The sequence below is a fragment of the Flavobacterium piscis genome (genome assembly GCF_001686925.1).
Lineage (GTDB): Bacteria > Bacteroidota > Bacteroidia > Flavobacteriales > Flavobacteriaceae > Flavobacterium > Flavobacterium piscis.
In genome coordinates this window covers 638481-649369 of sequence record NZ_LVEN01000046.1, presented here as the reverse complement: position 1 = coordinate 649369, position 10889 = coordinate 638481, and the positions used below count along the sequence as shown (strand labels likewise).

At 33.4% G+C, this 10889-nt stretch carries 14 protein-coding genes; 1 reads left to right on the top strand and 13 read right to left on the bottom strand.

The genetic code is table 11. The features are described 5' to 3' along the window. A partial coding sequence (locus FLP_RS23975; RefSeq protein WP_131798892.1) for a T9SS sorting signal type C domain-containing protein occupies nt 1-1170 on the top strand: 1170 nt, incomplete at its 5' end. Nucleotides 1171-1236: 66 nt separating this feature from the next. On the opposite strand, the gene FLP_RS23970 is transcribed toward FLP_RS23975, so the two are convergent. The 13 genes from FLP_RS23970 to FLP_RS23915 all read right to left on the bottom strand — a co-directional run bounded on the left by FLP_RS23970 (nt 1237) and on the right by FLP_RS23915 (nt 10841). After that, nucleotides 1237-2403: a beta-ketoacyl synthase N-terminal-like domain-containing protein gene (locus FLP_RS23970; protein ID WP_065451993.1), complete on the bottom strand. Its 1167-nt coding sequence runs from the start codon at nt 2401-2403 to the stop codon at nt 1237-1239. Between the two features lie 137 nt (nt 2404-2540). Next, nucleotides 2541-3812 (bottom strand): adenosylmethionine--8-amino-7-oxononanoate transaminase, encoded by a 1272-nt coding sequence (gene bioA, locus FLP_RS23965; protein WP_065451992.1) that lies wholly within the window; start codon nt 3810-3812, stop codon nt 2541-2543. A 96-nt stretch (nt 3813-3908) separates the two neighbouring features. Then, nucleotides 3909-4526, bottom strand: coding sequence for a dethiobiotin synthase (bioD, locus tag FLP_RS23960; RefSeq protein WP_065451991.1), 618 nt, complete (start codon nt 4524-4526; stop codon nt 3909-3911). A 183-nt stretch (nt 4527-4709) separates the two neighbouring features. Then, entirely contained in the window at nt 4710-5321 is a 612-nt protein-coding gene (locus tag FLP_RS23955) for a hypothetical protein (protein WP_065451990.1), read from the bottom strand. Beyond that, nucleotides 5311-5814 (bottom strand): RNA polymerase sigma factor, encoded by a 504-nt coding sequence (locus FLP_RS23950; RefSeq protein ID WP_065451989.1) that lies wholly within the window; start codon nt 5812-5814, stop codon nt 5311-5313. Before FLP_RS23950 ends, FLP_RS23955 begins: the two co-directional genes overlap by 11 nt. A 7-nt stretch (nt 5815-5821) precedes the next feature. Beyond that, nucleotides 5822-6685, bottom strand: a complete 864-nt coding sequence (locus FLP_RS23945) for a TraB/GumN family protein (protein WP_065451988.1) — start codon at nt 6683-6685, stop codon at nt 5822-5824. 49 nt (nt 6686-6734) lie between these two features. Further along, nucleotides 6735-6929 (bottom strand): hypothetical protein, encoded by a 195-nt coding sequence (locus tag FLP_RS25350; protein ID WP_123921699.1) that lies wholly within the window; start codon nt 6927-6929, stop codon nt 6735-6737. 168 nt (nt 6930-7097) lie between these two features. Beyond that, a complete protein-coding gene (locus FLP_RS23940; RefSeq protein WP_199727150.1) occupies nt 7098-7502 on the bottom strand; it encodes a GxxExxY protein in 405 nt (134 codons plus the stop codon). A gap of 39 nt (nt 7503-7541) precedes the next feature. Further along, entirely contained in the window at nt 7542-8708 is a 1167-nt protein-coding gene (locus tag FLP_RS23935) for an aminotransferase class I/II-fold pyridoxal phosphate-dependent enzyme (RefSeq protein WP_065451987.1), read from the bottom strand. 80 nt (nt 8709-8788) lie between these two features. Further along, nucleotides 8789-9427 (bottom strand): NAD(P)-dependent oxidoreductase, encoded by a 639-nt coding sequence (locus FLP_RS23930; RefSeq protein WP_065451986.1) that lies wholly within the window; start codon nt 9425-9427, stop codon nt 8789-8791. A 250-nt stretch (nt 9428-9677) separates the two neighbouring features. Next, the gene (locus FLP_RS23925; RefSeq protein WP_065451985.1) at nt 9678-9959 is read right to left on the bottom strand and encodes a hypothetical protein; all 282 of its coding nucleotides are present in this window, start codon (nt 9957-9959) and stop codon (nt 9678-9680) included. A gap of 55 nt (nt 9960-10014) precedes the next feature. After that, the gene (locus FLP_RS23920; RefSeq protein ID WP_123921698.1) at nt 10015-10278 is read right to left on the bottom strand and encodes a hypothetical protein; all 264 of its coding nucleotides are present in this window, start codon (nt 10276-10278) and stop codon (nt 10015-10017) included. 281 nt (nt 10279-10559) lie between these two features. Beyond that, on the bottom strand, nt 10560-10841 hold the full coding sequence (locus FLP_RS23915) for a F0F1 ATP synthase subunit delta/epsilon (RefSeq protein ID WP_065451983.1): 282 nt from the start codon (nt 10839-10841) through the stop codon (nt 10560-10562). Between the last annotated feature and the right edge of the window lie 48 nt (nt 10842-10889).

The following is a 10889-nucleotide window of genomic DNA, read 5'->3' as shown; positions in this document are numbered from 1 at the left end:
CCTGAATCAAATTCACTCACTGTTGGTTCAGTTCATTCTGCTTCCTTTGTTGGAGTACCCAATAACGGCGATGTAAATATGAAGCCAATACCTGCAAAATGGAACCTTGTCGGGAATCCGTATCCTTCTGCCCTGGATGCCACTAAATTCATTCAGGCCAATACAGCAGGACCCAACCCAACTATCGTGGGTACAGTATATTTCTGGACACATAATACTGCCCCTGCAGTTACAGATCCTACTAAGCCTAATATATACGCTTATACAAGTAACGACTATGCTGTTTTCAATTTATCAGGAAGCGTGGCGACCCGTGAGGCGATATCAGATCCAACAGCAAACCCAACTGACAATATTCCAACAGGAAACATTGCCTCAGGACAGGGATTTTTCGTAAAAGCACTGACAGACACTCCAATTAAATTTACCAATAGCATGAGGGTGGCCACTGCCGGAAATTCGCAGTTTTTTAAGACAGACAAAACTACCGGGGTAAGAGATCGTTTGTGGTTAAATTTCAAAAATGCAAAAGGAGCTTTCAAACAAGTCCTGATTGGTTATTTTGATGAAGCAACCAATAGTTTCGATAATAACTATGATGCCACTACCTTAAACGGTAATCCTTACGTGGATTTTTACAGTGTAAATGAAACTAAAAAATTAACCATTCAGGGACGTGCACTGCCATTTGAGAACAGTGACCTGATTCCTCTTGGATACAGATCAACAATTGATGGGGAGTTTACCATTGCGATAGACCATACAGAAGGAATATTAGACGGGCAAACTATTTATCTTGAGGATAAAAAAACAGGAGTAATTCATAATTTAAATACAAGCGACTATAATTTTATTGCTGAAACAGGTACCGTTACAGATCGTTTTGTACTGCGTTACACCAATAAAACATTAGGAACAGGGGATTTTGAAAATAGCCCCGACGGTATTTTAGTTTCGGTAAAAAACAAAGTTATCAATATCCTTTCATCAAAAGAAAATATAAAAGAAGTTGCCATTTTTGATATTACAGGAAAATTGCTTTACAGCAAAAATAAAGTATCAAATACCGAACTTCAGATTCAAAACCTGCCATCAGGCAATCAGGTTTTGGTGGTAAAAATAACTTTAGAAAATGATGCTTCGGTAACAAGAAAAATCATATTTCAATAATATATAAATTTAGTTCCAATAAAAAACCATTCGCTAAGCGAATGGTTTTTTTGTTTATAAAATAATTTACGCTTTCTCTATCAAAATGCTTACGGCATTGCCACCAAAACCAACGGCATTTACTAAAACTCTTCTTATAGATTGTGTCTGATTTTGTTTTGTTCCAAAAGGCACTTCGATAAAAGTATCGTGCTGTAACATTAACAGCGCTAACTCTAAACTCAAGATTCCGGAAGCTCCAAACGTATGCCCTACCTTCCATTTATTGGTAGTTAGTAAAGGCATTTTAGATCCAAATACTTTTTCTATGGCACGCAATTCAGTTATATCTCCTTTTATGGTTCCTGGTGCATGCATTACAATGGCATCAATACTTTCTAAATCGACATCTTTTAATGCCATTTTCATCGATTTCTGAAAACAGGTTGCTTCGGCAGAAATAGAAATATTATGTTCTAAAATCTCAGTAGCATATCCAACTCCGGTAACATATGCAATTGCATTTGTTACTTCGCCGGCTTCCAGACAACAAACTGCCGCTCCTTCGCCTAGAATCATCGTGTTCTGCGTTTTATCAAAGTCAAAAGCCAGGTTTGGCCATGAATCTTCATCCTGATTTATTCGCGAATATATTTTTAAAGCACGCATTTGCGCAATCGTAAAATCGGTCAATGGCGCCTCACTTCCTCCTACCAAAAATTTATCAGCCATTCCCGCTTTCAACCATGCAACTCCGTTTAATAATGCATGAAGAGCAGTAGAACACGTTATAGAATGAGAAATTTCAGGGCCATTACTTTGCAAATCATGCGCGATCCATGACGAAATATTCCCCAGAGTTGTTGTGGGCGAAGCCAGAGTTTGTGCTTTTCCGGTATCAATATATTCTTTGTAATGCTTTTCGAATAAATCTGTGGCACCACGAGAGGAGCCAATATTAATTCCGAAAACATCATCTGAATTCCAGCCTGCCTGCGCAACCGCTTTTCGCGAAGCTGCTATCGCAAACAAAACCGAATCGTCTAAAAATTTATATTTAATATCTGATTCCCGTATTTCGGCAACAATTTGTTTCGATTTCGCATCAAGAGCAGCCACAGAAGTTTCTTGCTGATCTAAAAAATGCTTCGAAAAACAATGTTGATTGTCGAGATATTTTTCCCAAACTCCTTCAGAAGTATTTCCTAAAGGAGAAATCGATGAAAAAGCTGTAATCGAGATTTTAGTATTCAAAGTTGTGGATTTTTAATCGCAAAGTTCGTGAAGTTTTCTGAAAGATAGCGTGCTGATGATACGTCTTAAACTGATATAAACCGATTTTTATCTTAGTATTTGAAAATTCGCAACATCGGTTAAATGTGTGGGCTATATTAGACCATATCTATTGCTTGTTCAATAATAGTATATATTTTTTGAAGCTGCTCATCGGTTATTATATAGGGAGGAAGAATATAAACAATATTACCAACCGGACGTAAAATGACTCCTTTTTCAATAAAGAAATTATAGAGTTTCGTTCGCATAGATCCATAATAGCTTTCTTCTGAATCTGATTTGATTTCGACTGCAAAAATAACCCCCAATGTTCTGGCTGTAATTACCTTTGAATGTTTTTCTATTTTCTTTTGAAAGATTAAATGGCTCACATTAATTCTTTCAATATTAGCTTGCATTTCTTCGGTCTGCAACAAATCCATACTTGCCAAAGCTGCTGCGCAACCTGTAGGATTCGCCGTAAAAGTATGTCCGTGAAACAATGCCTTATTAATATCATCATCATAAAAAGCATCAAAAACTTCTTGCGTAAAAGTCGTAATCGCCATTGGGATTGTTCCTCCGGTTAAAGCTTTAGACAAACAGATCATATCCGGATTTTCAGAAACATAATCCATTGCAAAGGTTTTTCCTGTTTTGCCAAAACCCGTCATTACTTCATCGGCAATGGTCAAAACTTTATTTGATGCACAAATTTGAATCAATTTTGCCAATGCTTCCGGCTCATACATGACCATTCCGGCAGCTCCCTGCACCAAAGGTTCAAAAATAAAACAGGCACAATTATGATTTTCAATAACATTATTTAAAGCATCAAAACTTTCCTGTTCTTTTCCTTTTACCGGAACCGGAATTCGCACCACATCTATAAACATTCCCTGAAAAGCCTGTGTGTAAAAAGAAATTCCGCTTGCCGCCATTGCTGCAAAAGTGTCTCCGTGAAAAGCATTTTCAAAAGCAATTATAGTCGTTCGTTTTTCATTTTTATTAAAAAAATACTGTAGAGCAACTTTTATCGCCACTTCAACCGCAGTTGATCCATTATCAGAAAAGAAGATTTTTTGCTGGTTTTTAGGCAAAATCTCCATCAATCTTTCCGCCACTTTTATTGCTGGTTCATGAGTAAAACCTCCAAACAATACATGCTCGAGCGTGGTTAGTTGTTTGTAAATCGCATCGGCAATAAATTTATTACTATGCCCAAACGGATTTACCCACCAGGATGCAATGGCATCAATATATTCTTTTCCGTTTTCGTCCCATAACAAAGCACCTTCACCTCTGGAAATGGCAATTGGATTTTGTGCCGTTTTATGTTGTGTATAAGGATGCCAAAGGTACTGATGGTCTTTTTCTGTTAATGTCATTTTATTTAGAATATAGATATTAGAGTATCGAAAAAAGATTAAAATCCATAATTCAAAGATAGGAAAGTCTATTTTCTCTATTCTATCTTCTTTGCTCTATAAATTAAGCAAATTATCCCTGAACAAATCGGCATATTCTTTAATTACATTTTGATCGAAATAAGGTTCTTCGTCAATTCTCCCAATACATTTTATTTCGGTTTTATTCAGAATCAAACTTTCGGTTGATTTGTTTTCGCTTCCGCTAAAGATAATTCCCGCAACTTGAAAACCTCGATTTTGGATCGCTTCAATCGTTAATAAGGTATGATTGATGCTTCCTAAATAATGTCTTGAAACCACAATAATTTTATAATCGGGTTGAATTAAATCTATAATAGTTTCATTTTCATTTAACGGAACAAAAATTCCACCCGCGCCTTCAATCACCAGATGATTTTCTGTTTTTGGTTCGTGAATTTCTTTTAAATTAATTGTAATTCTATCAATTTCAGCCGCCAAATGCGGACTTGCAGCTGTGTTTAAAGCATAACTATTAGAAAAGAATTGGGATTTGGAATTTGAAATACGAGACTTTACTTTATAAGTATCCGAATGGTCTAAATCTCCAGCCTGAATAGGTTTCCAATAATCAGCTTCTAAAGATTCAACAATAATAGAAGAAGCAATTGTTTTACCCACATCAGTTGAAATTCCTGTTACAAATATTTTCATAGCAAATAGACCACGGATAACACTGATTGAACAGGTTAAAGCGGATTTTTTTTTAATTAATTACTATCACCCAAAAGACAAATAATCTGTAAATCCGTTACATCCGTTTTATCAGTGGCCAATGGTGTAAAAATACCACTAAAAAACAAAACCCATCATTAAGATAGGCTTGTTTGTTTTTTGTTATTCTTTAAGTTCGTCAATTACTTTCTTGATTTCTTTGGCGTATTTTCCATAATAAAAACTCACCCACCACTCTGTCAAAACACCAATAAGCAACATTGTTATCATGAAAATTACCACTTTTAATACTAATTTTTCATTTTCAAAATTCCCATTTAAAATTTCAGTTGAGCCAGGAGTTCCAAAAATCAAATAACCAGCCAGATAGATCATGAAAAAAGGAGCTAGTGCAAACGTAAAAGTTTTGTAAAGCTGCATATTAAGCCTAATATCATAATAGGTTTCATACAAACTGTCTTTCGTTGTTAATGCTGCTTTATCCAATCTCTTATAAAATAGAAAAAGCTTAGACAAATAGTAAATACTTATTGCCGCCACTATTCCGTATATAAAATAATAAGGGCCTACAAATCTTGACGGAAATTCATGATATAGTGGCAAAAAACCTATAATGATCAAAGCCAAAATCTGTCCAAAAAGTTCTGTGCGCAAATTTTTCCTAATTTTGTCCAAAGGCATATTTGCCGATTGTATTTTTTCTAAATTATCAGGAACAACAACATTATCCGTCTTTTCGTTATTCCATGCGTTTTGTATATCGTTAAAATCCATATCCTTGATTTTTTATTATTTCTTTTAATTTTTCTTTTGCTCGGTTTAATTTTACTCTTGCATTCCCTTCAGATATTCCGAGGTTATCTCCTATTTCTTTATGAGAGAATCCTTCCAGCTGATAGAAAATGATTGCTTTATCGATTTTCTCCAATTTCTGAACCGCTTTATAAAAATGATCGATCTGACTTTCTTTTATATGAGAATCACCTTCATCGTCTTTGATGTTTTCTGAAGCTATTTCATATTTATCGACCTTTCGTTTTTCCTTTTTTAAGAAAACAATTGCCGTATTCACTGCCACACGATACATCCAGGTCGAAAACTGACTTTCGTTTCTAAAAGAATCATATGATTTCCAAAGCTGGCAAACAATCTCCTGAAACAAATCCTGCTGATCATCATGATTATCCATATACATCTTAGAAACCTTGTACAGTATTCCTTTATGACTTTCGATCCTTTTTAAAAATTCTTGTTCTTTCTCTTTCAAAACGATTTTATTTCGTTACTGGTTTTACTTTATATCCTGCTTGTCTCAATAAATTAATTATTCCTTCTTCACCTGCTAAATGTCCTACGCCAACCGCCACAAACAAACTTTCTTTTTTCATCATCGCTGGCATTGTCTGAACCCAATCTTTATTTCTGTCATCGAGTATCCATTTTTTGGCATTTTTACTCATCACCTTTTCATTTGCAAGATCATTATAAACATTCATTACATTTTCTGCTTTATAATCTTCTACCATTTTCTTAGTTTCGTCTTTACTAAAATCTTCAACAGTCTCAATTAATTCTGAATCTGTATAAGCATTTACTAACATATTGGTTTGCTTTTTTACGGTTTCGAAACCTCCAATACTTTTATTTTCTTTTTTAGCCAAATCTATAAAATCTGATTCATATGATTTTAAGGTTTCGCAGTCAAATGTTTTCATAGAGATAAAACCCATAATAGCAGATAAAGTAAAACCGTCTAATTGCTTAATTTTTAGACCGGTATTTTTTTGTAAAACTGCATCTAATTTCGACAATTGTTCCTGCGATAATGTCTTACTTAATGGTACTGAAGCAATACCAGCTTTTTGCATATCGGCCATTTCAATTGGGTCAGATAAGTTGATCTCTAAAATTAGTTTATCTGATTTCTGAAATGCATTTTTTGTTTTTTCTGCCATAAAATAATCCGTTGGGCAAATACCATGAATTGTTCCGTAAACATAAGATGGTTTTGAAAGTCCGTTTCCTGAAACTTCCCATAACAATGAATTTTCTAATTTTGGAGATTTTGTTTGTCCCTGAATTCCACCGCTAAAAGTTAAAGCGATTACTGCTACTGCTGATGTAAATAAATTTTTCATTTTGTTGATTGATTAGTATTATTGATTGATTTGATGATTAAAACTCCTGTTATTGTTTGTTGTACTTTTCACCTTTTATCCATGCCAAAGTTGCCAGAAGCAAACAAACAATTATTATAAAAAAATGAGGATAAGGTTTACCATACAAATGATGGTTTATTACAGAACAGATTACTTGTATTGTTGTTAAAAAAAGCAATACATTACAGATGAATCTTTTTATTGAAGTGATTATAGTTTTCATAATTATTTTGGTTTATTTGATTACGACTCGTAAGTGATAAAACAATCAAAACGTTACAAAATAATTTAAACTTTTTTACAGAAGTGAGGAAATACGGGTAATGAGAGTAGTATTTTTTTTAGATTACTTATAAAATTGGCCACAGATTAAAACGGATCAAACTGATTGTCACAGATTTTTTATATTAGATTTTCTGTTATTTGTATAAATTAATCTTTTAAAATCTGGGCTTTCGCCAAAGTTTAAAACCAACCCAACTTCTATATGTGTTGCTTTTAAATAATTCATTAATTGAGCTACTTGTGAACTTATAAGATGTTCACATGCCTTAAGTTCAATAATTATGCAATCCTCAATTAGTAAATCAGCATAAAATTCGCCCACTAATTCATTTTTAAAATATACTTTAATTTGTTTCTGAGCTTCAACTTTATATCCTTGCGATTTTAATTCAAAGTACATTGCATTTTGATATACCTTCTCTAGAAAACCATAACCAAGTTGATTATATACATCATAAAAAACTTGTAGAATTGGTTTTGATATTTCGTTATGCAATAGATCTTTCATCATTATCCGCGTGAACCCGTTTAACCCGTTTTCATCCGTGGGCTAAAATACGAAATTTCTTAACAATTCAAGAACCTGATTTATTTCTTCTTCAGAGTTATAACTATGAATACAAAATCTTAAACGTTCCTGACCTTCCGGAACGGTTGGCGAAAGTATTGCTTTTATATCAAAACCTTTATCTTGCAGTTGTTGTGCCAATTGTTTCGCATTCTCATTACCCGGAACAATTGCAGATTGTATTGCTGATTTGCTTCTTACAAACATTGGTTTTAAACCTAACAAGTTTTTCTGCTGATTGAATAGAATAATGTTCTGACGCAACTTTTCGATTGTTTCTTTCTCGACCTGTAATTGCTGGTAGGCTACCAAAATCGTAGCAACAGCATGAGGAGACAATCCGGTTGTGTAGATAAAACTTCTGGCGAAGTTTACTAAATATTCTTTTAGATCGCTACTTCCTAAAATAGCAGCACCATGACATCCTAAACCTTTTCCGAAAGTCATGATTCGGGCAAAAATTTTATTGTGCAAATTAAGATATTGCATCAAGCCTTCGCCCTTTTCACCAAAAACACCTAAAGTATGCGCTTCATCAACTATTAAATAACAATTATACTTTTCAGAAAGTGCAACTAATTCTTCTAAGTTTGAACTATCGCCATCCATAGAAAAAACAGTTTCGGTAACAATGTAAATATTGATCGGACTTTGATCCCGAAACTCTGGGATAGAAGCTTGAAATTTAATAATAAGTCTTTCTAAATCCTCAAAATCATTATGGTTGAATTTGTACGATTTCGCATTCGACATTACAATTCCGTCACGAATAGAAGCATGACTTAGTTCATCATATAATATAACATCATTTCGTTGTGGTACAGCGCTAAAAAAGCCAACATTGGCATCGTAACCCGAATTAAAAATTAAAGCCGATTCAGCATCATGAAACTCTGCAATAAACGTTTCTGTTATTTGATACAATGAATGATTACCTGAAATCAGTCTCGATCCGGAAGCACCATTCTGAAAAATTTCATTTTCCAGCAAATAAGCATGCGTCAACTTAAAAATAGATTCTGATTTTGAGAAGCCAATATAGTCGTTAGAAGAAAAATCAACTAAATTATTAAATACAGGCAATTTCCTAAGCGAATTATTCTGCTTACGATTTTCAAGCTTTTGAATAAGGTTTTCGGCTAATTTCATAAAAGCAAAGTTATGAAATTGAAATTGATATTAAATAACAGCGGGCGCTGGATAGTACCCGCTGTTATTTAATCTGTTTTTTAAATAGCGCTTATAAAAGGAGATTTTCGGCTAAATTTAGATTCCGTCATTTCCTGAATCATAAATTCAGCAATATCAAATGCACTGATTTTATCTCCCAGACAATCGTCTAAACTTATCGCGATCTCAGAGCTAACAGCTGTAAATTCAATAAACGGAACACGAACCTGAGTCCAGTTTACATTGCTTTCTTCTAAAAAATTATATGCTTTTTGCCGATCGTCCTGAATAATCGGAAAATTGGCTTTCATCCAATCTGTAGCCATAATAGTTTTGGTACTTTTTTTATCGAATGGTGTATCAATATTTAATCCAGCCAATAAAACATAACGTTCAATTCCGTAATCATTCATTACCTGCAAAATATTTTTAGTAGCCGCGCTCGCCACCAAAGGTTCATCTTTACGCTGCCCAATTGTACACACAACTGCTTGACAATCTTTAAGTAATGATTTTATAGATTCGAGATCAAGAGCATCACCTTTGATGATTTCGATTTGATTATTTTGAATAGGGAAATTCTCTGGATCTCGCAGTAATAGTTTTACACTAAACCCCTCTTTTAATAACTGGTTAACAAGATAATTTCCAGTTCTTCCGCCACCACCTAAGACGGCAACCTTTTTTATATTTTTCATATAGCTTCTTTATAAAATTTGACATGGATAAATTGCGCTTTATCAGTTTGATAAAACGAAATAATAAAAGCTTACTGAGCTTTTATCATGATCAATATTTTATAAAGAGATTTTAATGGTCCAAATATAAAACAAAAAAGCCATTCAACTTGAATGGCTTTTTCACATATTTTATAACTGTTAAATAGATGTCACACAATTGATTAAATTATCAGCAGACACACTATTTATTTATAATTTTTTATTAATACTAAAAAATTGTATAGGTCACAGAATTAACTGTGGTACTTTTGATAGTATAGCTAGTACCTACTGGCAATCCACGCTGAACGATATCACGTTCGATAGGAATAAGCGGCGACTCGCAGCAGCTATTCCACGGAATTGTATAGGTAGCACCAAATGCAGCATTTACCTGAACTTGCTTTTTATTGTCAATCGAAGCTTGAGCGGCTTCACTAAAACTTTTAGAGAACGACATTGTTCCAAAACCTAATGCTAATACCAGCATTGCTAAAAAAACTTTTTTCATAATAAAATTGTTTAAGTGTTACTATTAATAAATGCTTTATGTCTACTGACTTGAATTAATTAACTTTATAAGTTACAGTAGTACTTGTAGTACTTAAAATAGTGTAATTAGTAGGCGGAAATCCACGTTTAATAAGATCTCGCTCAACCGCACTCAGTGGAGACTCACAACAAACTCCTAACCAGGGCGCTGTATAAGTTGTACTAAATGCAACATTTACAACATCAACTCTTTGTTGATTTTTTATTGAAGAATTAGCAACATCATTAGAACTCGTAGTCAACGACATTGTTCCAAAACCTAATGCTATTACTAGCATTCCTAAAAAAGCTTTTTTCATAATAAAATGTTTAAGTGTTAATATACTTACAAATGTAGTAAGTATATAGAAAAATACTTACGCATTTTTTATTCTATTTTTATCTTTTTTGTTAATTTTCTCACATTATTACTCCATAATATTTGACATTATGAAAGACCATTAAAAAATTAACTAAAAACAAACACTTTCACAAACGTATACTATTACGCAGAAAGCATAAAAAAAGCCAGACATCTCTGTCTGGCTTTTCATTTATTTATTTGAATTGTCTTTCTGTCTTAGTCAACTAAAACAATTACTTTATTGTCTTTCATCTCGATAGTTCCTGACTCAATCTCTAATGTATAAGTTTGGTCGTTTACTCTCGTAAATTTACCCGCTACTTCTTTAGAAAGATTAAAACTTGGCGCTGTAATTTTTACAGTTCCTTTTTCAAGTATAGAAACAATAGGAGCGTGATTATTTAATATTTGAAAGCTTCCATCAACTCCCGGTAATGTAACAGATGTTACTTCTCCTGAAAATAATTTTGCCTCTGGTGATACTATTTCTAAAATCATAATTTTTGAGTTATGAGTTATGAGTTATGAGTTATAAGTTCGGTAAAG

What these genes read in the sequence shown, in the direction of transcription:
- FLP_RS23945 (WP_065451988.1), bottom strand. Translation starts at nt 6,685, where the DNA reads ATGAAAAATTTATTTACATCAGCAGTAGCAGTAATCGCTTTAACTTTT.
- FLP_RS23925 (WP_065451985.1), bottom strand. Translation starts at nt 9,959, where the DNA reads ATGAAAAAAGTTTTTTTAGCAATGCTGGTATTAGCATTAGGTTTTGGA.
- bioD (WP_065451991.1), bottom strand. Translation starts at nt 4,526, where the DNA reads ATGAAAATATTTGTAACAGGAATTTCAACTGATGTGGGTAAAACAATT.
- FLP_RS23935 (WP_065451987.1), bottom strand. Translation starts at nt 8,708, where the DNA reads ATGAAATTAGCCGAAAACCTTATTCAAAAGCTTGAAAATCGTAAGCAG.
- FLP_RS23920 (WP_123921698.1), bottom strand. Translation starts at nt 10,278, where the DNA reads ATGCTAGTAATAGCATTAGGTTTTGGAACAATGTCGTTGACTACGAGT.
- FLP_RS23940 (WP_199727150.1), bottom strand. Translation starts at nt 7,502, where the DNA reads ATGATGAAAGATCTATTGCATAACGAAATATCAAAACCAATTCTACAA.
- FLP_RS23955 (WP_065451990.1), bottom strand. Translation starts at nt 5,321, where the DNA reads ATGGATTTTAACGATATACAAAACGCATGGAATAACGAAAAGACGGAT.
- FLP_RS23915 (WP_065451983.1), bottom strand. Translation starts at nt 10,841, where the DNA reads ATGATTTTAGAAATAGTATCACCAGAGGCAAAATTATTTTCAGGAGAA.
- bioA (WP_065451992.1), bottom strand. Translation starts at nt 3,812, where the DNA reads ATGACATTAACAGAAAAAGACCATCAGTACCTTTGGCATCCTTATACA.
- FLP_RS23930 (WP_065451986.1), bottom strand. Translation starts at nt 9,427, where the DNA reads ATGAAAAATATAAAAAAGGTTGCCGTCTTAGGTGGTGGCGGAAGAACT.
- FLP_RS25350 (WP_123921699.1), bottom strand. Translation starts at nt 6,929, where the DNA reads ATGAAAACTATAATCACTTCAATAAAAAGATTCATCTGTAATGTATTG.